The organism is Amycolatopsis sp. NBC_01480, assembly GCF_036227205.1.
Classification (GTDB): domain Bacteria; phylum Actinomycetota; class Actinomycetes; order Mycobacteriales; family Pseudonocardiaceae; genus Amycolatopsis.
In genome coordinates, this window is sequence record NZ_CP109442.1 from 9,616,629 (window position 1) to 9,636,481 (window position 19,853).

Annotated in this window: 18 protein-coding genes and 2 pseudogenes; 6 read left to right on the plus strand and 14 right to left on the minus strand. The window is 71.2% G+C overall.

All coding sequences use genetic code 11. The annotated features are described in order from the left end of the window. Positions 1-3: 3 nt before the first annotated feature. Positions 4-450: a MarR family winged helix-turn-helix transcriptional regulator gene (locus OG371_RS44710; protein ID WP_329063398.1), complete on the minus strand. Its 447-nt coding sequence runs from the start codon at positions 448-450 to the stop codon at positions 4-6. A gap of 126 nt (positions 451-576) precedes the next feature. Here OG371_RS44710 and OG371_RS44715 point away from each other — a divergent pair, with 126 nt between their 5' ends. Continuing rightward, positions 577-1,866: an amidohydrolase family protein gene (locus OG371_RS44715; RefSeq protein ID WP_329063400.1), complete on the plus strand. Its 1,290-nt coding sequence runs from the start codon at positions 577-579 to the stop codon at positions 1,864-1,866. A gap of 11 nt (positions 1,867-1,877) precedes the next feature. Here the strand turns inward: OG371_RS44715 and OG371_RS44720 are convergent, their stop codons facing one another. The 4 genes from OG371_RS44720 to OG371_RS44735 are packed head-to-tail and all read right to left on the minus strand — an operon-like array spanning position 1,878 to position 6,743. Next, a complete protein-coding gene (locus OG371_RS44720; RefSeq protein WP_329063402.1) occupies positions 1,878-2,990 on the minus strand; it encodes a family 2 encapsulin nanocompartment cargo protein terpene cyclase in 1,113 nt (370 codons plus the stop codon). A 32-nt stretch (positions 2,991-3,022) separates the two neighbouring features. Next, positions 3,023-3,883 (minus strand): geranyl diphosphate 2-C-methyltransferase, encoded by an 861-nt coding sequence (locus OG371_RS44725; protein WP_329063404.1) that lies wholly within the window; start codon positions 3,881-3,883, stop codon positions 3,023-3,025. A 44-nt stretch (positions 3,884-3,927) separates the two neighbouring features. After that, positions 3,928-5,325, minus strand: a complete 1,398-nt coding sequence (locus OG371_RS44730) for a family 2B encapsulin nanocompartment shell protein (RefSeq protein ID WP_329063406.1) — start codon at positions 5,323-5,325, stop codon at positions 3,928-3,930. Further along, the gene (locus OG371_RS44735) at positions 5,322-6,743 is read right to left on the minus strand and encodes a family 2B encapsulin nanocompartment shell protein (RefSeq protein ID WP_442876054.1); all 1,422 of its coding nucleotides are present in this window, start codon (positions 6,741-6,743) and stop codon (positions 5,322-5,324) included. The genes OG371_RS44730 and OG371_RS44735 overlap by 4 nt, the downstream gene beginning before the upstream one ends. Before the next feature lie 718 nt (positions 6,744-7,461). On the opposite strand from OG371_RS44735, the pseudogene OG371_RS47560 reads away from it, so the two are divergent. The 3 genes and pseudogenes from OG371_RS47560 to OG371_RS44745 form a co-directional block, all read left to right on the plus strand. After that, positions 7,462-7,617 (plus strand): annotated as a pseudogene (locus tag OG371_RS47560) (LysR family transcriptional regulator); the annotation flags it as partial. A gap of 67 nt (positions 7,618-7,684) precedes the next feature. Continuing rightward, positions 7,685-8,368, plus strand: a complete 684-nt coding sequence (locus OG371_RS44740) for a LysR family transcriptional regulator substrate-binding protein (RefSeq protein ID WP_329063410.1) — start codon at positions 7,685-7,687, stop codon at positions 8,366-8,368. A 23-nt stretch (positions 8,369-8,391) separates the two neighbouring features. After that, positions 8,392-9,081: an alpha/beta fold hydrolase gene (locus tag OG371_RS44745; RefSeq protein WP_329063412.1), complete on the plus strand. Its 690-nt coding sequence runs from the start codon at positions 8,392-8,394 to the stop codon at positions 9,079-9,081. Between the two features lie 117 nt (positions 9,082-9,198). Here the strand turns inward: OG371_RS44745 and OG371_RS44750 are convergent, their stop codons facing one another. Continuing rightward, positions 9,199-10,338, minus strand: coding sequence for an alpha/beta hydrolase (locus tag OG371_RS44750; protein ID WP_329063413.1), 1,140 nt, complete (start codon positions 10,336-10,338; stop codon positions 9,199-9,201). Positions 10,339-10,390: 52 nt separating this feature from the next. Then, a pseudogene (locus OG371_RS44755) lies at positions 10,391-11,833 on the minus strand (CocE/NonD family hydrolase); the annotation flags it as partial. Positions 11,834-11,922: 89 nt separating this feature from the next. Between OG371_RS44755 and OG371_RS44760 the strand changes: the two are divergent. Beyond that, positions 11,923-12,429 carry a MarR family winged helix-turn-helix transcriptional regulator gene (locus OG371_RS44760; RefSeq protein ID WP_329063415.1) on the plus strand — a complete coding sequence of 169 codons (507 nt, stop codon included), beginning with the start codon at positions 11,923-11,925 and terminating at the stop codon, positions 12,427-12,429. A gap of 4 nt (positions 12,430-12,433) precedes the next feature. Here OG371_RS44760 and OG371_RS44765 read toward each other — a convergent pair whose 3' ends face one another. Further along, entirely contained in the window at positions 12,434-13,510 is a 1,077-nt protein-coding gene (locus OG371_RS44765) for a hypothetical protein (protein WP_329063417.1), read from the minus strand. Between the two features lie 80 nt (positions 13,511-13,590). Here OG371_RS44765 and OG371_RS44770 point away from each other — a divergent pair, with 80 nt between their 5' ends. Further along, positions 13,591-14,262 carry a TetR/AcrR family transcriptional regulator gene (locus OG371_RS44770; protein ID WP_329063419.1) on the plus strand — a complete coding sequence of 224 codons (672 nt, stop codon included), beginning with the start codon at positions 13,591-13,593 and terminating at the stop codon, positions 14,260-14,262. 29 nt (positions 14,263-14,291) lie between these two features. Here the strand turns inward: OG371_RS44770 and OG371_RS44775 are convergent, their stop codons facing one another. The 6 genes from OG371_RS44775 to OG371_RS44800 form a co-directional block, all read right to left on the minus strand. Continuing rightward, on the minus strand, positions 14,292-15,167 hold the full coding sequence (locus tag OG371_RS44775) for an amidohydrolase family protein (protein WP_329063421.1): 876 nt from the start codon (positions 15,165-15,167) through the stop codon (positions 14,292-14,294). Positions 15,168-15,174: 7 nt separating this feature from the next. Continuing rightward, on the minus strand, positions 15,175-15,975 hold the full coding sequence (locus tag OG371_RS44780) for an HpcH/HpaI aldolase family protein (RefSeq protein WP_329063423.1): 801 nt from the start codon (positions 15,973-15,975) through the stop codon (positions 15,175-15,177). A 14-nt stretch (positions 15,976-15,989) separates the two neighbouring features. Then, positions 15,990-17,165 carry a DUF5624 domain-containing protein gene (locus OG371_RS44785; protein ID WP_329063425.1) on the minus strand — a complete coding sequence of 392 codons (1,176 nt, stop codon included), beginning with the start codon at positions 17,163-17,165 and terminating at the stop codon, positions 15,990-15,992. Positions 17,166-17,356: 191 nt separating this feature from the next. Further along, the gene (locus OG371_RS44790) at positions 17,357-17,671 is read right to left on the minus strand and encodes an SDR family oxidoreductase (protein ID WP_329063427.1); all 315 of its coding nucleotides are present in this window, start codon (positions 17,669-17,671) and stop codon (positions 17,357-17,359) included. 26 nt (positions 17,672-17,697) lie between these two features. Beyond that, positions 17,698-18,129: an SDR family NAD(P)-dependent oxidoreductase gene (locus OG371_RS44795; RefSeq protein ID WP_329063430.1), complete on the minus strand. Its 432-nt coding sequence runs from the start codon at positions 18,127-18,129 to the stop codon at positions 17,698-17,700. Positions 18,130-18,168: 39 nt separating this feature from the next. Beyond that, entirely contained in the window at positions 18,169-19,734 is a 1,566-nt protein-coding gene (locus OG371_RS44800) for a tetratricopeptide repeat protein (RefSeq protein ID WP_329063431.1), read from the minus strand. Positions 19,735-19,853 lie beyond the last annotated feature (119 nt).

Genomic DNA, 19,853 nt, shown 5'->3' on the forward strand with positions numbered 1-19,853 from the left:
TCTTCAGCGCGGCGGTGGCGTGCTCACGTCACCGCCGCCCGGGCTCTCCTCGAGATTGGCGACAAGCCTCCTGAGCAGGTCCAGCAGGAGCTCGGTTTCCTTGGCACTGAAGCCTTTGAGCGCCTGGTCGTTGGTCTCGAACAGCGCCGAGCTCACCTGCGCGAGCTTGGCCCGCCCGTCCTCGGTCAGCGAGATCAGGCTGACCCGCCGGTCGTGCCGGGCGGGGCCGCGCCGGATCAGGCCGTCGCGGTCCATCCGGGCGAGTAGCTGGGCCATGGACGGCTGCTCGATCCGGGCCAGCACCGCCAGTTCCTTCTGGGACAACGCATCCGCCTTCTTCAGCGCCACCAGCACCGGCATCTGCGCGAAGGTCAGCCCCAGCGGCCGCAGCCGCTGATCGTTGACCCGGGTCAACGCGCGCGAGGCGATGTTGATCAGGGCCGCGGGCACTGAGTCGAAGCTGGGGGGCGTCACGCCACGAAGTGTATAGGATCCTATTGACCTAATACATAGGTACCTATACGGTTCGGCTGCATAGGAACCTATGCAACGAGTTGTCCAGACAGGGGAACACAAGTGAGCATTCGCAACGTGAACGTCATCGACGGGGTGGCGCCCGGCCCGATCGCCGGTGCCGAGGTAGTGGTGACCGACGGGCGGTTCAGCGCCATCCGCCCGGCGGACGCGCAACCGGCCGGCGACGACGGCCCCGTCCTCGACGCTAGAGGCGGCTACCTGGTGCCGGGTCTGTGGGAGAGCCACACCCACTTGGGCGGACACGCTTTCGCCAAGCCCGAGCCGGAGCGGGCGAAGTACGTTTCCCAGCTGCTCACCGATTTCCTGAGCGCCGGGGTGACCACCGTCGTCGACCTCGGCGGCCCGCTGGACGTCGAACTCGCCGCCCGCGACTACCTCGGCAGGGACGCCGGCACCGCCGCCGGGTTGTTCTTCGCCGGGCCGGCGTTCACCGGGGTCCGGGGCTGGCCGGTCCTGGACGATCCGGCGCGGGCCGCGATCGCCCACCAGACGAACGATGCCGACCTCGCCTACCGGCAGACCCTGGAGCTGGCCGATCAGGTCGACTTCCTCAAATGCATCTACGACGGCGAGCCCGGCGCCCCGGACAAGCTGCCGTTCGACGCGCTCAAAGCCATCGTCGCGGCCGCGCACGAGAAGGGCAAAAACGTCCTGGTGCACGTCCACGAACGCACCGACCTGGAGGACGCGGTGGCCGCCGGCGCGGACGGCATCGAACACGCTTTCCAGCCACAGGACCCCGGCAGTACCGCCGAGGCCCGCGATGTCGCCGCGCTGCTGGCGGAGACGAACACCTACTACTGCCCCACCCTGGTCACCTGGGAGCAGCTCGCGCACAACGGCGAGGCCGGCTATCTGCAGAAGCTGGTCGATGGCGGCTTCGCCACGCCGGACGACCTCCCGGAGATCACCGCCCGGCCGATCTACGGGCGCGAGTTCCCCCGGCATTCCGCGCAGGACTCCCGTATCCGGTTCGACTACGCGATGCGCACGCTGGCGCTGATGCACGACGCGGGGGTGAAGATCACCGCGGGCAGCGACGTGGCCCTGTTGATGCCTTCGCCGCCCGTCGCCCTGCTGCGAGAACTGCACCTGCTGGCCGAGGCCGGACTGCCGCTGCCCGCGGTGCTGGCGGCCGGTACCCGGCACTCAGCCGAGAAGATCGGCCCGCCGGCGACGGCACCGGGCACGATCACCGCCGGAGCCGTCGCCGACGCGCTGCTTCTTGATGCCGACCCGTACGCGGACATCGCGCACCTGATCGACCGTGCCCACCACGTCGGGACCTTGCGGGCCGGACGGGCGAGCTGGACCGAGCCCGCAGTCTGACCAGGCGGCCCCTACTGGTACCGCGGGCTGGTCGAATGCCATTCGAACCCGCCGCCCATCCAGGCCCGCAGCCCGTGCAGGAAACGCTGGAGTTCAGCGGAGGCAACGGGTTCCAGGGCCCGGTGGCCGGCCTGGAAGTCGCGGACGATCTGGTTGTGGAGGTCGACCACGATCTCCGTGGCCTCTTCGATCGGGCAGGACCGGTCGGCGGCGACCTGCAGGACCATGTTGGCCGGCGGGTTCTCGTCGGCGAGGTCCTTCGTCACCGAGTGCAGGTCGTTGACCAGCACGGACGCCGTGCCGGCCTGGATGGCGGCGCGGCGCACGCGCGGTTCGTAGAACAGGTTGGCGGTCAGCTCGTAACCGCCGAGGACGTCGATCAGGGTCATGGACGTGTAGAAGCTGTCGTGCTGGCGGGCGGCGAGGTACTCCCACGCGGGTGGGGGATCGTCGTTGTACTGCCAGGCGGCGTAGGCGTTCCAGGACACGAACATGGCGAAGGTGGAGTAGTTCACGCGCTGCACCTGGGCCGGGCTGCCGTACTGCCGCAGGTGGTCGACACCCGAGCGGAGCGCGACCAGAACCCGGTCGCTGCGAAGGGTTTCGTCGAGTTCCCGGCTGAACTCGCCCGCCGGCGGCACCGGGTCCATCGCCGCCATCGCCAGCGCCAGCCGCGGCGGGAGCTTCTCCGGGACGGCGCCGAGGGCGGTGTCGTCGGCGTACAGGTCGTCCGCGGCCCACCACGCCGCGTTGAGCTTCGCCGAGATCAGCAGCCGGTCCGGGTCCTCGCAGTCCGGGTGCGCGAGCATGACCAGCCGCCCGAACCCGGCCTTCCCGAGCTGCTCCGCCTCCTGCTCGTCGAAGCCGACCTCCCCCGCCCACGCGATCAGCCGCCGGTCCACCTCCTCGCCGAGGGGATCGTTGATCCGCTCGGTGACCGGGCAGTACAACGGCGAAGCGCTGCCGTCGCCCCAAGTCCGGTAGGCGTAAGCCGGATCCTCGGCGCCCGGCCCGGGGTCCGGCAGCGGGACCTCGGTGAGCCGGGCGCCGAGGCGCGCCGCGGACGTGCCCAGCCCGGTCGGGCCGGCCAGCAGGGTGGACAGGGCACGGTGCGGGTCCGTCATCGCTTCACTCCAGGGTGTCCTCGGCGGGCGAGTCAGACGCGGTCGGCCGCGATGAGCAGATAGTGGAAGCTGCCCTCGCGGTAGGCGGTGAGGAACGGGCCCTCGATCCCGGTGGCCACCGAGGACTTCGCGCGCAGCTCCCAGTACGGGATGGTCTGCGCGGTCAGGTCGACCACGGAGATGGGCACCATGTTGTTCGCCGTCATGGCCTTGAAGTACGCGCTGCGCGGGTGGATGTTGCAGGTGTAGTGCTGGTCGATCTGCGCGACCGCCTTGGACCGCCCGCCGGTCACGTCGTTGTAGCAGCCGGTGATGGTGACGTAGCGGCCGCCGAACTCCAGCTGCCGGGCGTGCTCGGCGAACAGCTCGAACAGGTCCACGTACATGGTGCTCTCGTTGTTCCAGATGGCCCGGCGCGAACCGGTTTCGAAGCCGGTGTCGAGCATGTTGCGGAAGTGGTAGCGGACCTGGTCCTGGACGCCGCGGGCCTCGGCCTGGCCGTTGGCGAAGTCGACCTGCTTCTGCGAGATCGACACCCCGTCGACCTGGCAGCCGAACCGCTGGTTGGCCATGATGCTGCTGCCGCCCCGCCCGCAGCCCGCGTCCAGCAGCCGGTCGCCGGGCGAGACGTCGCCGAGGTGGTCGAGCAGCACCTCGGCCTGCGCCGTCTCCAGCCGGTGCATCTCGGCGATCATCCGCTCGTCCCGGGTCTGTTCGGGTCCCTCGAGCACCGACTGGTCGACCTCGCCGATGCCGTAGTGGTGGTGGTAGAGGCCGTCGACGTCGCCCAGGCGCAGGTTGACCGGGTCTTTCTCCTTGTTCCAGTAGGACGCCACGGACTTCTGGTATTCGGTGCGCAGGACCTCGGCGGGGGCGGGCCGGGCGATCGTCACGGGTGTGTTTCCTTTCGTTGGTGGGTAAGCGGAAGCCGGCTTGCTCAGCGGGCGATCTCGACGTTCTCCAGCACGCCGAGCGCGTCCGGGACCAGCACCGCGGCCGAGTAGTAGGCACTGACCAGGTAGGACGCCACGGCCTGGTCGTTGATGCCCTCGAACCGCACGTTGAGGCCGGGCTGGACCTCGTCGGGCAGGCCGGTCTGGTGCAGCCCGATCACCCCGTGGTCCTCGACCCCGGTCCGCATCGCGAGGATGGACGTGGTGCCGGTTTCGGAGACCGGGATCTTGTCGCACGGCAGGATCGGCACCCCGCGCCACGCGGGCACGGCCTTGTCCTCGACCACGGTGCCCTCCGGGTACAGCCCGCGCCGGGTGCACTCCCTCCCGAACGCGGCGATCGCGCGCGGGTGGGCGAGGAAGAACTTCGTCTTGCGGCGCCGGCTGACCAGCTCGTCCAGATCGTCCGGGGTCGGCGGACCGGAGCGGGTCTGGAACCGGGACTTGAGGTCGGCGTTGTGCAGCAGGCCGAACTCGCGGTTGTTGACCAGCTCGTGCTCCTGCCGTTCCCGCAGCGCCTCGGTGGTCAGCCGCAGCTGCTCGTCGAGCTGGTTCATCGGCTCGTTGTAGAGGTCGGTGACCCGGGTGTGCACGCGCAGGTGGGTTTGCGCGACGGCCAGCTCGTACTCCCGCGGCGAGGTCTCGTAATCGGCGAACGTGCCGGGCAGGAGCGGCTCGCCGTCGTGGCCCGAGGACATCTCGATCTCGGACTCGCCCTTGGCGTTCTGCGGTTTCCCGCCCGCGGCCAGCATTTCCCGCACGTGCTCGCGCAGCCGCTCGGAGCGCCCGTTCAGGTCGGCGAACGCGTCGGCGCGCAGAGTCAGCACGATCACCGGGGTCACCGCCCGGACCGTGAACGGCCAGTTGCGGCTGATCCCGCTGAGCAGCTCGTCGCCGAAGTGGTCGCCGTCGGCCATGGTCCCGAGGGTGATCTCGTCGCCGTACTCGCCCGGCGCCACCTTGGCCACCTTGCCGTGCGCGACCAGCACCACCTCGTCCAGCGGGGTGCCGTGGCGCACGATCACCTCGCCGGCCGGGTACTCGTGCTGCACGAACCGGCCGGCCAGCGCGGTGAGCGTGTCCTCGTCGTCGAAACCGCGCAGCAGCGCCAGTTCCGCCAGCTCCTGCGGCACGACCCGGACGTCGGCGCCGACGTTGGTGAAGCTCACCCGCCCGTCGCCGACGGTGTAGGTCAGCCGGCGGTTGACCCGGTAGGCGCCGCCCGCGGCCTCCACCCAGGGCAGCATCCGCGACAGCCACCGCGGGCTGATGCCCTGCATCTGCGGCCGGGTCTTGGTGGTCGTCGCCAGGGTGCGCGCGGCGGCCGTGCCCAGGCTCAGCCGGGCCTCGGCGGCCGGGGTGAGCGGCTCGGTGGCGGTCATCCTTCGCGGCCGATCTCCGCGGCCTCGAGCACGGCCAGCGCGTCCGGCACCAGCACGGCGGCCGAGTAGTAGGTGCTCACCAGGTAGGAGATGATCGCCTGCCCGGACACACCCATGAACCGCACGTTGAGGCCGGGCTCGTACTCGTCGGGCAGCCCGATCTGGCGCAGCCCGACCACACCCTGGTTCTGCTCGCCGGTGCGCATCAGCAGCACCGAGCTGGTGCGGGTGGGGCTGACCGGGATCTTGTTGCACGGGTAGATCGGCACCCCGCGCCAGGCCGGCACCTTGTGGCCGCCGATGTCCACGCCGGTCGGGTAGATCCCCGCCTTGCTGCACTCGCGGCTGAACGCGGCGATCGTGCGCGGGTGGGCCAGGAAGAAGCCGGGGTCCTTCCACACCAGGGAAAGCAGCTCGTCGAAGTCGTCCGGGGTGGGCGGGCCGGTGCGGGTCGGGATGCGCTGGGCGAAGTCGGAGTTGTGCAGCAGGCCGAAGTCGGTGTTGTTGACCAGCTCGTGCTCCTGGCGCTCGCGCAGCGCCTCGATGGTCAGCCGCAGCTGCTGCTCGGTCTGGTCCATCGGCTGGCTGTAGAGGTCGGCTACCCGGGTGTGCACCCGCAGCACGGTCTGCGCGACACTCAGCTCGTACTCCCGCGGCGAGGCCTCGTAGTCCACGAAAGTGCCCGGCAGCAACGGTTCCCCGTCGTGGCCGGAGGAGATGTCGATCTCCGCCTCGCCGTGCTCGTTGGCCGCCCCGCCGGTGTCGGACGCGCTCTCGATCTGCGCCCGCAGCGAGTCGGACTGCTCCAGCACCTGCTCGAACGCCTGGCGCGACATGGTCAGCACGGTGCCCGAGGTCAGCGCCTTCGCGGTGAACTCCCAGATCCCGTCGCCGGACAGCAGCACCTGCGCACCGAAGTAGTCGCCGTCCTTGAGCGAGCCGAGCGTGGTCTCGTCGCCGTACTGGCCGGGGCCGGTCTTGCCGATCTTCCCGTGCGCGATCAGGAAAACCTGCTCGGCCCGGTGCCCGAACTCGACCAGCACGTCACCCGGCGAGACCTCCTGCTGGGTGAAGCGGCGCGCCAGCTCCGGCAGCACCTCCTCGTCGTCGTAGCCCCGCAGCGGCGGCAGCTCTCCCAGCTCGGCCGGGACCACCCGGACCTGGTCGCCCGCCTTCTCGAACGTCACCCGCCCGTCGCCGACGGCGTAGCTCAGCCGCCTGTTCACCCGGTAGGCGCCGCCGTTGACCTGCACCCAGTCGAGCGCCTTCAGCAGCCAGCGGGAGGAAATCCCCTGCATCTGCGGAACGGACTTGGTCGTCGTAGCCAGTTTGCGCGCGGCGGCGCGGCCCAGGCTCAGCTGCGGATTACCGGCGTCCGGCGCGCTGCCGGCAGCGGCGTCCGATTCGGTCACGGTCACAGTGAAATCCACCCATCGTCAGTCCGGGGTCAGAAATACGGAGATCAACAGGAAAACAGTGGCGATTATCGGTCGGCTCAGCGGCTCTGCCTGGTCCAACATAGCAAGCCGGATTAGCCACACAAGGACACGTTCGAGTCACGGCCGGAATCACTCGAATGCCGCACCACGCGGGGAAAACACTCTGCCGGGACCCGTCGTCGCACTGGGCCGCCCGATCGGCCTAATGCCTGAAACGGAAGTGTCCCCGGGAAAACCGTGCCGTCCCCCAGCGTGCGCGCGGCGCTCCGTCGACCGAGCGAACGGTGTCTCGAATACAGCACAAAACGGGCTCGGTGAATCGGCGGCGATTTCCCCTTGATAAACGACACGTCAATACCGCCGGAGCGCACAATGAACGAACGGAATTCCCGGCCGGGTGACCGCGAATCACGCGCGGTGAATACGAATTCGATGTCGCGACAACCGGATTACTCCGAGCGGCGGCGCCCGGTGACCGAGGGCCCACAGGAAGCCGACCGCGCCGTTGAAGAACTCGTCCGATCGCGGTCGCCCGGCCGCGCAGTATGACCCACGTCACACTGGCCTGCCTGCCCCGGACCCGGCGGATACTGGCGCCGGCCACCCGGACGCTTTAGGTCAGACAGTAGTCAACCAATTAATGGTTACTGGTCTTCCCCACCCGGGACCGTCCGTCAGCTCAAGGGAGAGGTGACCCATGCTCGACGTGGACAAGCTGCTCGCGCTGCGGGCCGTGGCGGCCTCCGGCTCCATCGCCGCGGCGGCCCGCGAACTCGGCTACACCCGGTCGGCGGTGTCGCAGCAGATTTCGTCGCTGGAACGGGCGGCGAAGACCGCCGTGCTCCGGCGCGGCGGCAACAAGGTGGTCGTCCCCGGCCGGCTGGATCCTGCTGGAGCACACCGAACGCATCCTCGCCAAGGTGCGGGCCGCGGAGGCCGCCGTCCGCATCGGCGACGGCCGGGTGGTCGGCGAGCTGCGGGTCGGGGTGCCGTTCCGCGAGGGCCCGCCGCTGATGAGCAGCGCGCCGACCGGGGTGCGCCGCCGTCATCCGGGCGTGCAGGTCACCCTGGCCGCCACGCACGACGGCACGGGCGCCGACGAGGTCCGCCGCGGGCACCTGGATCTGGTCATCATGTCGCGCTTCGGCGCCGACGCCGGCACCGCCGAGACCGGCCTGCACCAGGTGGCCGTCGGGCGCGACCCGCTCCGGCTGTGCGTCCCGGACCACCACCGGCTCGCCGGCGCGACCGAATGCCCGGTCTCGGAGCTCTCCGCCGAGCCATGGGTGCTCGGCCCGGCCACCCCGCTGGGCCGGCTGATCCTCGGCCTCTGCGCGGTCGCCGGCTTCGAGCCGTCGATCGCCGCGACCGTGCCCGACGTCGCCGCCGCCCTCGGGCTGGTCGACGCGGGCTGGGGGGTCACCATCGCGCCCGCGCTCACCCCGGCCGGCCGGGACGGGTGCGGGCTGCGGCGCATCCCGTTGTGCGGGGTCGACGTCTTCCGCCACCACGTCCTGCTCATGCGGGCCGGCGAGGAGCGCTCGCCGTCGATCGCCGCGGTGGTGGCGGCGGTCCAGTCCGCCGGCACCGAAGGCCTGTCCTGAAATCCCCCAAGGAGAGAGCGAACATGACCGAACGCACCCCGAACGTCGTACTCGTCCACGGCGGCTTCGTCGACGGCGGTGGCTGGCAGCAGCTGTACAACCTGCTCACGACGGACGGCTTCAGAGTCAGCATCGTGCAGAACCCGACGCTCTCGCTCGAGGGCGACGCGGCGGCCGCCCGGCGGATCCTCGACCGGCAGGACGGGCCGACCGTCCTGGTCGGGCACTCCTACGGCGGCGCCGTCATCAGCGAGGCGGGCACGCACGAGAACGTCGCCGCGCTCGTCTACCTCACCGCCTTCGCCCCCGACAAGGGCGAGTCGGTGAACACCCTGCTCGCCGACCCGCCGCCGGGCGCCCCGGTGCCGCCGATCCTGCCGCCGCAGGAGGGCTTCCTGTTCCTGGACCGGGAGAAGTTCGCCGAGTCGTTCGCCGGGGACCTGCCCGCGGACCGCGCGGCGTTCCTCGCCGACGCGCAGGTTCCGTGGGGCGTCGAGGCATTGGCCGGGGTCGTGGCCGAGCCGGCCTGGCGGGTCAAGCCCACCTGGTACCTGGTCGTCACCGAGGACCGGATGATCCCGCCGGCGGCCCAGCGCGCGATGGCCGAGCGGGCCGGGGCCACCGTGGTGGAGGTGCCCGGCAGCCACGCGATCTACGAGTCGCAGCCGGGCCGCGTCGCCGACCTCGTCAAGCAGGCCGCGGCAACCCTCTGACCGCCAAAGAACTTTCAGCGGCCCGGGACCACAGCTGCCCCTCACCCGCTCGTGAGTGGCTATGACGGTTCTAACCGTCCTGAACACTCACGAGCTTTGAGGCGGGCACCGCTCGGCTCAGCCCTTCAGGCTCTGGTTGAGGAAGTCGAGCAACGGCGCGGCGACGTTCGCGGACGTCCACTGCAGCGCGCTCTTGGTGTCCCCGGTGAAGGACAGGTCGCCGTGCCCGGCGCCCTCGACCACGTACCGGGTGCTCTGCACCCCGGCCGCCTTCAGCGCGTTCTGCAGCATGAGGGTCTGGCTCGGCGAGATCAGCGTGTCCGCGCTGCCGTGGAAGATCACGAACGGCGGATCGGTCGGCTTGATGTGGGTGATCGGGTTGGCCGCGGCGACGGTCGCCGGGGTGGCCGAGGCCGGCTGGGTGCTGGCCGGCCCGTTCACGTACTTGCCCACCACCGTCATCAGCCCGGCCGCCGCCTGCTGGGACGCGGCGTCGTAGTCCGACTCCAGCTTGGACAGGTCGGAGGCGCCGAACTTGTCGACCACGGCCTGCACGTCACTGCTCTGGTCGAGGTTCTCCCCGAGGTCGTACTGCTTGTCGCCGTTGGTCACCCCGACCATCGCGACCAGGTAGCCGCCGGCCGAGTCGCCCCAGACGCCCACCTTGCCCGGGTCGATCTGGTAGTCCGATGCGTGCGCCCGCAGGTACCGGATGGCCGACTTCACGTCGGCGATGCTGTCGGCGTACGTCGCGCCGTCGGGCTGCACCCGGTACTGGATGCTCGCGACGACGAACCCGGCGTCCGCGGCGTAGGTGCGCAGCGGGAGGTTGCCCTGCTTGTCGTCCTGGACGAAACCGCCGCCGGGCACGTAGACGACCAGCGGCTTCGGCCCCGGGGTCTGCGGCACCTGGATGTCCATCAGGAGCTGCTTGGCCTGGCCGTTGGCGAGCTTCGGCGCGGCGAACGCGACGTCGCTCTTGGTGTCCACCTGGACCTTCCCGCACTGGAGCTGCTGGGCCGGGTCCGGCTTGAGCACCGTGCTGGTGCTGGTGTCGACCGGGACCACCAGCTTCACCTGGGGAGCCGCCCCGGCCGCGGCCCCGGCCGGGGCGGGCGGGTTGGCCGGCGCCAGGCTGCTCGGGCAGGTGGCCGAGGCAGTGGACGGGCTGGGCGCCGGCGCGCTGGGGGAAGCCCCGGTCGAGCCGCCCGAACACTCGGCGACGGCGAGCGCCGCCACCACGGCGAGCGCGCCCACCGGCAGGGAAACGATGGGCGCACGGGCTGGTCTCGAGGTCCAGCTCGGCCACACCGTCGTCGGTGGCACTGTCGGACCGGCGGAAAGCCTCGGAAATGTTCCACGACCGGCCGCGAGTGTCCACATCGCACACCCGCACGAAGACGCCGTTGTCCGCGGTGTGGCCGTGCAGGGCCAGGTGCAGCCGCGCCGGGCCGAACACCTCCACGTCCTTCGGCAGCGGGGCCGAGGTGAAGGTGATCACGTCCGCCCGCGCTTCCAGCTCGCGGTTGTCGACGCTGCCCGCCCCGGCCGACATGTGGTTCCCGCCCACCGAGGGGGTGGGATCGGCGGGATCGTAATGAAATTCGACCAGCCGCGACTCGCTCGGGCCTTCGGCGCGCGTCTCGGGAAGCGAGCCGTCCACGTTCGGGTACAGCGTCCAGTCGACGGTTTCCGGCGGCCAGCTCGGCAGGCTGCGCCACTCGTCGGCGCCGGTGACGTACACCCGGACCTTCGAGTCCCGGCGCGCGCCGGTTTTCCCGAGGTGGCAGTCGAACCAGGCCAGTGCGTCCGCGTCGGTCACCTTCGCGGCCTTGACCGCCGTGTCGAGGTGGGTCCACGGCCCCACGGTCAGGGCGACCTCGGGATTGTGCGCCGAAAGCGTGGCGTACTGCTCCATCGTCTGGTCGAGGAAAACGTCGCGCCACCCGCCGATCAGCAGGGTCGGGACGGTGACGCCGGCCAGCACGGACGTGGCGCGGTACGAGTCCCAGAACGGGTCCTGGAGGTCGTCGTGGGCCAGCCACTCGGAAAACCACGCGCCGCGCCCGTTCAACGCGGCCGCCGCGGCATCGGCGGCCGAGGACGGGCGGCTGAGCGCGGCCGCCGTCCGCCGGCGCGCGGCGACCATCTCACGCAGGCCGCGGAGCCCGCCGGTCCCCTGCGCCTCGACCGCCGCGCTCCAGCCCAGGAAGTCGGCCAGCGCCAGGGCCCCGCCGCCGCGGACGGCCCGGGCGAAGTCGTGCGGCCCCACCAGGACAACACACGCGCGCAGTTCGGGTGGCGGGTCCTGGAGCAGCGCCCACTGCGTCCAGCCGAGGTAGGAGCCGCCCAAGGTGGCCAGCCGGCCGTCGAACCAGGACTGCTCCCGCAGCCAGGCCACCGCGTCCTGGGCGTCCGCGGGTTCCTGGGCGATCGGCCGGAACGGCCCGGTCGAGCCGCCGGTGCCCCGCACGCTCTGCACCACCACGTGGTACCCGCGCCCGGCCAGCATCCGGCCGTGGAACAGGCTTTCCGGCACTCCCCGGCCGTACGGCGACCGGACGAGCACTGTGCCCAGCGCGTCGCCCACCGGCGCGTAGTGGTCGGTCACCAGGACGGCGCCGTCTCGTGTGGACACTTCGAGGCCGCGCTCGACGGTGTACCGGTTGCGGACCGGCTCCAGGCCCATCAGCTTGCCCTGGACGCGGTCCACGGTCCGGGCCAGCCGGCCGGCGGTTCTGTTCTGGGGCATGTGTTCTCCTTCGAACCGTGCCCGCTCCTGAGCCACGCGGACCCGCTATAGTAGATGGGTAGTCTACTAGTTGACGAAATGAGCTGACCATGGCGGACGGCGACGCAGCCGCGATCACCTGGGATCAGTGGCGAGCGGCGCGCCCCGATCTCGACCTGGCCTCGATGACCTTGTTCGGCGGGCTCAAACGCGCCCACGCCATGCTCGAACTGCTGCTCGAACCGGTCTTCGAGACCTCGCCGATCAGCTCGGCCGAGTTCGACGTGCTGTTCCACCTGCGCCACGCGCCGTCCCCGGTGATCGCCCGGCGGCTGGCCCAGACCATGGACAAGTCCGCGGCCGCGCTCAGCAAGACCCTGACCAAGCTGGAGCAGCGCGGGCTGGTCCAGCGGGTGGCGAACCCGGCGGACAAGCGCAGCGCGCTGGTCACGATCAGCGAGCAGGGGGCGGCCGCGGTCGACGAGGTCATGCCCCGCCGCCTGGTGCTCGAAGGCGAGGCCATCGCGACGCTGACCGATCGGCAGTGCGCCGACGTGGCCCGCGCCTTCCGCGTGATCGGGAACGCGCTGGGGTCCACGGCGCGGGTGCGCGGCTGACCCGTCACCACGAGTAGGCGCACGAATCGGTGCGGAAACGCGCGTCGGGCGTCAGGCTGTTCGAGACGATCAGCAGCTGCTCCCCGTCCCGCTCGACGACCGTCACGTCCGTCCCGCCCGCCGTGGGGAACCGGCCGATCTCGACGAGCTGATCGCCGTCCCACCGGTAAACCTGCGACTCCAGGGCGGTGACGGGTTCTTCGCGCGAGCCGCGGATGAAGTTGACCCGCACCAGGTGGGTGCTGCCTTCGTGCTCCACCACGGCGAACTCGCGGGCCCCGGTGCCGGTCAGCACCTGGTGCGGTTCGAAGTGATCGCCTTCCCAGCGCAGCAGCCGGGAGTCCGCGTCCAGCACGGCGCAAGCCAGGAACAGCTGCCCGGACGCGGAGAACGTCGCGAAGGCTCGGCTGCCGCTCTCGACCAGCTCCTGGTGCCGGACGAAACCCTCGCCGTCCCAGCGGTAGAGCACGGCCGGCCGGACGTGGTCCGCGTGCGCCAGGTAGTGCGCTCCCCCGGCGGTGAAGTGGTGCCAGTTGTAGGCCCAGGCCGACGGGATCTCCTGGAACGGCACGAACCGGCCGCCGCTCCACTCGAAGATCACCGAGGGCCGGTTGCGCTCCTGCAGGTGCGGCAGGGCGACGCCTTGGGCGAGCGCGAGGAAATGCCGGTCGCCGATGACGAAGTGGCGCCACTGTTTCGCGGCGAAGCCCGGGAAGAGCTGGAACGGCTCGAAGGCCTCTCCGTTCCAGCGGTGCACGAACGAATCGGTCTCGTACTCGTACGGCCCGTGCCCGGAGCGGATGCTGGCGACCGCCAGGTAGGCGCGGCCCTTGATGGTGAAGAACTCCGCGTCCTCGCCGCCGGGCGCCGGGATCCGCTGGTACTCGGCGTATTCGCCGTCCCCGACGTCTTCCCGGCGCAGCAGGAGCAGGTCCGTGTCGCTGTCGCCGCCGTTCATGCCCGCGGGGGTGCCGGGGGCGTCGAGCGCCAGTTGCGGGATGGCCAGGTAGGAGAACCCGTCCAGGTCGAACGACTCGACCGCGCGCGCCCCGGAGGTCGCCAAGCGGAAGCGTTCGGTCAAAACCGGTGACACCGTGCCGCACTCCCCTCTCTTCATGCGTATTGTTGGAACAAAGTTCCAGCCAGGTCAGGACGGAGCCCATGGCGACCAGCAAGCAGCGCACCGAACGGCGCGCGGACGCCCTGTCGAAGGAGCGGATCGTCGAGGCGGCGATCGGGATCCTCGACGCCGACGGCGAGCGCGCGCTGACCTTCCGCGCGCTCACCCGGCGCCTGGCCACCGGGCCCGGGGCGATCTACTGGCACGTCGAGAACAAGGGCGACCTGCTCGCGGCGGCCACCAGCCACGTGATCGGCCAGGTGATGACCGACGTGCCCGCCGGCACCGAGCCGCGCGAGGCGATCCGCACCATGGCGCTGGGCCTGTTCGACGCGATCGACGCGCATCCGTGGGTGGGCGCCCAGCTCGCCGGGGAGCCGTGGCAGTTCGCCATGCTGCAGCTGTTCGAAGGCATCGGCGGCCAGCTCATGGCGCTCGGCGTGCCCGGACCGGCGCAGTTCGGCGCCGCGTCCGCGCTGGTGAACTACGCGCTCGGCGTCGCCGGGCAGAACGCCGCGAACGCCCGGCTGGTCCCGCCCGGGACGGACCGGACCGCCTTCCTTTCCGGCGTCGTCGACCAGTGGGTGCGGCTCGACCCGGCGCAGTACCCGTTTGTGCATCGGATCGCGAAGCAGCTGGTCGAGCACGACGACCGCGACCAGTTCCTGGCCGGGGTCGACCTCATCCTGGCCGGCGTCGGCACTCTCGGTTAGGCGCACTCTCTTCACCGCCTCTCGCGTGATCACTCGGAGTAGAACAGCTTTTCCGGGGCGTGGACGAGGATCTCGGCCCGGTCGGCCTCGTCCGGCGCCCAGTCCGCCAGCTGGTTGAGCAGTTCGCCGGTGTCGCGCCGGCCGTTGGGCAGGTGCGGCCAGTCCGAGCCCCAGATCAGCCGGTCGGGCCGCGCCGCGACCAGCGCCCGGCCCAGGGGGTCCACAGTGGACAGCGGCTGGTCCTGGGCGATGCGGTACGGCCCGGACAGCTTGAGATAACCGTTGCCGCCCTTGAGCAAACCGAGCAGCCGGGCGGTGTCGGCGTCGGTCAGCCCGTCCGAGGTCTTCATGTAGCCCATGTGGTCGATCACGAACACGTCCTCGAAATCGGCCAGGAACGGCAGCAGGCTCCGGACCACCAGGCCCGGGCTGTAGAACTGGAGGTGCCAGCCGCGGGGGCGGGTCCGCCCGGCCATCGCGCGCACGTAGCCGATCAGGTCCTCGACCGGCCAGTCCGCCCGCGCGAACAGGTCGAGCCGCAGGGCGCGCACGCCGGCCTCGTGCAGGCGGTCGAGTTCGGCGTCGGTCGTGGTGTCCTCGACCCGCGCCACGCCCCGGCACCGCGGGCCGATCTTGCGCATCGCGTCGAGCAGGAGGCGGTTGTCCGTGCCGTAGTAGGTCGGCTGGACCAGGACCATCCGCGAGATGCCCAGCCGCTCGGTGAGCTGGAGGTAGGCGTCGATCGTCGCGTCGGGGAAGGTGTACAGCGGCTTCGCCACGGCCGGGTAGCCGGGCTCGAACACGTGGAAGTGGGTGTCGCAGGCGAGTCCGGGCATCCGGTAGCGCGGCTGCGTGACGGTGGCGGCCGGCCGCATCGGCAGGGTGTGGGCGAATTCGGGGGGCATGGGCGTCCTATCCGGTCGGGCCGAGTGCCTGGGTGAGCTGCTCGGCGCGGGCCAGCGCGGCTTGGTGGAGCAGGCCGTTGTCGTTGCCCGTCATGATCAGCGGGGCGGCGCCCAGTTTCAGGAATTCCGTCAGCAGCGCCGGGTCGCCGATGCCGCCGACCATCAGGGGTTTGCCGTGCCGGCGGCAGGCGTCGGCCAGTTCGGCCACCGCGGCCCGCACGCGGGGATCGCCGTACTGGCCGGGGACACCCAGCTCGGCGGTGAAATCGTTGGCGCCGAAGGCAATCAGGTCGGCTCCGTCGACCGCCGCGATCTCGTCGGCGGCGGCGACCCCGGCCGGGGTCTCGATCAGGATCTGCACCACCACGCGCTCGTCGAGCGCGGGATTGAGCTGCGCGGCGGGGATCGGCCGCATGCCGAACTGCGGCACCATCGCGGTCTGCGAGCGCGAGCCGTGCGGCGGGAAGCGGCAGGCCCGCGCGACGTCCAGGGCCTGCGCGGCGGTCTCGATCCGCGGGGCGATGATGCCGTTCGCGCCGCCGTCGAGCAGCCGGCCGATCAAACCGTATTCCCGCTCGGGGATCCGGACGAAGTCCATCAGGCCGAGCTGGGCGGCGGCGAGGCTCATCGCCACCGCGGTGTCCGCGGACATCGTGGAGTGCTCGAGGTCGACCATGACGCAGTGGTGCCCGGTGGTGGCGGCGAGGTGCACGATCTCGGTGCTGCGCGCGCCGCGGATGGCCAGCATCAGGGTCAGCTCGCCGTCGGTGAGACGGTCGAGGAAAGCGTTGTGGCGTGGTTGTTCCATGTCCTTCACCCCCTTCAGCGGCCGGTCGGGTAGCAGACGCCGGTGAGGCCCGGCACGTCCACGCGCGTGGGGTCCCAGCCCGCTTCTGCCAGCGCCGCCACGGCCACGTCGACCACCGCGCCGGACAGCAGCTGGCGCGGGTCCTCCATCACCACGCGCAGGCGGGTGACCAGCGCCCGCAGGTCCGCGGCGGACCGGACCACCGGCATCTCGCCCACCTCGGTGACCGCCGGGTCGGCGACGTCCGGGAAGAGCACGCCGGACGGGCTGTAGCGGGGGTAGCCGTCGAACATCAGCCCGCCGAGCTCCACGGTCGCGCGGGTGGCGCACCACAGGCCGCGCAGGGGTTCCTCCAGGGCGATGACCTCGGACAGGTCGCCGTCGACCGGGGTGGGGAAGGTCGGGGCGTGCGGGGCGAGGTACATCCGCTCCAGCGGCAGCTTGTCCTCCGAGGCGCCGAGGATCAGCGTCGCCACGCTGCTGGTCGTCCAGGTGACGCCCGCGGTGGCGCGGCCCTGCTTGCCGGCGATGACGACCATCGCCTCGGCCCAGTCGATCTGCTGCGCGCGCAGCCAGCGGCCGATCCGGAAGCTGATGTCGAGGCCGGCCAGGAAAAACGTCGCGACCATCATGTGGTTGACCGGCACCGGAAGCTCGACGTCGCCGCCGCCTTCGAGGTAGTCGGTGCGCAGGGTTTCCGCGGTGAGGTACTGCTCGTCGGCGAGCGCGGCGGTCAGATAGCGCTCGGTCACGGCGCAGGAGTAGTCGACCAGGTCGGCGATCTGCTGTTCCCGCCCCCGGTAGGCCTCGACGGCGATCCGGTCGCGCCACAGCTCGGCGCTGCCAGTGGCGCGGCAGCTCCGGACCTCGGCCAGCAGCCGCTCGGCGTCGGCCCGCCAGCCGCCGTCGCCCAGCACCTCGCGCAGGTACACCAGGCTCGCCACGGCCGGCCCGAGGTGCGAAACGGCGGTCAGCTCCTTGAACCCCCGCGGCGACAACCGATACCCCTCCACCACCGGCGGCCGGCCCCCACCCGGGTAGATCGCGAAGTCCGCCCCGGTCGCGACGATCAGCGGCGTGTCCCGCGTGTTCTGCGCGAACGACCGGGCCAGGTGCCGCCCGATGCTGTCCGGATCGGACGTGTAGGTGGTGAACAGCCTGATCAGCTCCGGGCTCCCGGGCGCGCTCATCCGGCCGCCCCATCGCGGTCAGGCATCACATCGATCTCCCTTGTCGCCGTGCTTTCCACGACCATTAGAGATCGGTTTTCCCAAGCAGGGCAAGGAATCCACCGTTACCATCGACGATGTCCACCGTTAGTGGGACTGACGCCGGTGGACGACGGCTGCTTGCTGCGGTGGTTCCGGTGCGGTGATCCGGCTCAGACCGTCTTCATCATCCCGCCGTCGATCACCAGGTCCGCGCCGCTCATGTTGGCCACCTTCCCGGAGGCCAGGAACATCACCAGCGCCGCGATTTCCGCCGGGTCGGCGAATTCGCCGGTGGACAGGCCCACGCTGGCCGGCAGCCGGTCCTTGAACTCCGCCAGCTCGCTGCCCGCGCGCCGGGCGAGCAGGTCGCCGGGTCCGCCGGCCGAGGTCCACAGGTCGGTCCACACCGGACCGGGCGAGATGGTGTTCACCCGCGGGCCCTGGCCGCCGAACTCCTCGGCCAGCGCCTTGCCGAGGTTCGTCACCGCGGCCTTGACCGCGGATTGCGCGATCAGCCGCGGCTGGGGCAGCTCGCGTTGACAGAGCTGATGTTCACCACCGCGCCACGGCGTTCGAGCAGGCTCGGCAGCGCGGCCCGCGTGGCGCGGACGTTCGACATGAACGTCACGTTGAACGTGTGCAGCCAGGCCTCGTCGTCGAGCTGCAGGAACCCGCCGGCCGGGGTCGAGGTGCCCGCGATGTTGTTGACCAGCAGGTCGATCCCGCCGTGCTGGTCGAGGGCGTGCTGCACCACGCGCGCGGGCTCGTCGGGCCGGCCGAGGTCGGCCTCGATCACGTCCGGGGTCAGCTCCTTCAGCGAGCCGGTGACGGTGCGGCTGGCCGCGACGACCGTGAACCCGTCTTCGGCGAGCGCCCGGACTATCGCCGGCCCGATCCCCCGTCCGGCTCCCGTCACCACAGCGATCCGCGTTGTCTTCGTCATCAGGAATGTCTCCCCTTGTGCGGGCTCGAGCACCGGTGTTCAGGGCCGCTGCCCGTTCCCGGTCCGTTGGGCGCGAAGGAGATCCGCCGGGTCGCCGCTGTGGGCGTGGCGTGTTTCGTACGCGCGGCTGAGGCCTGCCAGGCGTTCGGCGAGCATCGGGTGGCCCGAGGGGGTGGCGGCCACGGCTTGCTCGGCGACGTCGACGGCCAGGTCGATGTCGGCGGGGGCGTTGGTGCGGTCGAAGCGGCGTTGGTAGGCGGTGCCGAGGTTGTGCAGGGCGATCGCGCGGTCCGGGTCGTCGGGCGGGTGGATCCGGACGGCCTCCTCGCCGTAGGCCACGGCGCGGTCCAGGTCGCCGGGTTCGCCGAACCACTGGTAGCGCTCGCGGTAGGCCAGGCCGACGTTGGAGTAGTGCCCGGCCCGTTCCGAGGGACGGGCACAGTGCGCGGCGACCGACTGCTCGCCCCACGCGACGGCCAGTTCCAGGTCCTGCGCGCTCTGGCGGACCTCGTACCGCCGCCGGTGCGCGGCGCCGAGGCGGGACAGGCGCTCCGCGCGTTCGGGATGGTCCTCCGGGGTGGCCACGACCGCGTCCCGGAGCGACTCGATGGCCAGGTCCAGGTCCAGGTCCCGGTCCGGGCCGCCGTCGAGGAAACGCCGCAAGAACAGGACCCCGAGCTCGGTCCGGAAGCTCGCGCGGTCGTCGGTGCGCTCCCCCGCCGTTTCGAGCAGCTGCCGGCAGAGCTCGATGGCGCGCTCCAGGTGTTCCGCGTTGTCGGCGACGGTGGCGGCGCAGGCCCGGTGCGCGGTCATGGCCCGGGACATCACGTCCCGGCGCACGTCGCTGGTGCGGGGCAGGCCGTCCAGCGCCTGGTCGAGCCGGCGGGCGGCGGCCAGCGCGTCGGCCGGAGACCGGCTGAGCAGGTACTTCTCCAGCCGGGTGCTGCCCAGGTTGTACTGGTACAGCGGCAGATTCCGGTCCGCGGGCCCGGCGGCCGCGACCGTCCGCTCCAGCAGCTCGTGCGCGGCGTCGAGGTCCGCGTCGTCGCCGATGCGGTGGTACTTCGACAGGTGCGCGGCGCCGAGGTTGGACAGCCTCGTGACGTACCCGGCGCTGGTCCGCGGAGTGGCCGCCACGGACTCGGTCAGCAACACGATCACGGCGTCGGCGAACAGCCCGTCCTCGGTGCCCGCGTCCGCCGCCAGCATTTCGGCGGCCAGGCCGCCCTGCTGGTCCGGGTCCGCGACGGGACCGAGCAGGTGCTCGAACGCGGGCGGCACGGCACCGGGTCGATCCGCGATCGGCGCCAGGTACACCAGGCCCTGGGCGAGTTCGTAGCTCAGCTGCCCGGACGGCATCGCGGTGGCCCGGTAGAGGTGCAGTTTTCCCAGGCACCGCTGGGCTTCCGCCAGCTGCCGGGCTTCGAGGCCGCTGAGCCGGGCGGCGTCGGCGGGCTGCGCCTCCCACCACAGTCTCGCCGCCTCCGTGAGCGCGGCCGGATCGGTGATCTCCCGCGCCGCCTGGGCGACGTCCTGGGCGGCCATGGTTCGCTCGTACGCCGAGAGACGGTTGCTGACCTTCTTCAGTGCCCGGTCGAAGCTCATGCGTCCTCCTCGCTACGGATCGTAGCGAGATCTCCGCGCCGGTGGGGAGGTCCGAGGATCTCCAGGGCCTGCTCGACGACCAGGTGCACAGCTGCACCGGACGCGGTCAAGGACCCCTT

Coding starts and splice junctions, on each gene's coding strand:
- OG371_RS44745 (WP_329063412.1), top strand. CDS start 8,392: ATGACCGAACGCACCCCGAACGTCGTACTCGTCCACGGCGGCTTCGTC.
- OG371_RS44775 (WP_329063421.1), bottom strand. CDS start 15,167: ATGCCCCCCGAATTCGCCCACACCCTGCCGATGCGGCCGGCCGCCACC.
- OG371_RS44780 (WP_329063423.1), bottom strand. CDS start 15,975: ATGGAACAACCACGCCACAACGCTTTCCTCGACCGTCTCACCGACGGC.
- OG371_RS44800 (WP_329063431.1), bottom strand. CDS start 19,734: ATGAGCTTCGACCGGGCACTGAAGAAGGTCAGCAACCGTCTCTCGGCG.
- OG371_RS44720 (WP_329063402.1), bottom strand. CDS start 2,990: ATGACGGACCCGCACCGTGCCCTGTCCACCCTGCTGGCCGGCCCGACC.
- OG371_RS44760 (WP_329063415.1), top strand. CDS start 11,923: ATGGCGGACGGCGACGCAGCCGCGATCACCTGGGATCAGTGGCGAGCG.
- OG371_RS44785 (WP_329063425.1), bottom strand. CDS start 17,165: ATGAGCGCGCCCGGGAGCCCGGAGCTGATCAGGCTGTTCACCACCTAC.
- OG371_RS44730 (WP_329063406.1), bottom strand. CDS start 5,325: ATGACCGCCACCGAGCCGCTCACCCCGGCCGCCGAGGCCCGGCTGAGC.
- OG371_RS44795 (WP_329063430.1), bottom strand. CDS start 18,129: ATGACGAAGACAACGCGGATCGCTGTGGTGACGGGAGCCGGACGGGGG.
- OG371_RS44770 (WP_329063419.1), top strand. CDS start 13,591: ATGGCGACCAGCAAGCAGCGCACCGAACGGCGCGCGGACGCCCTGTCG.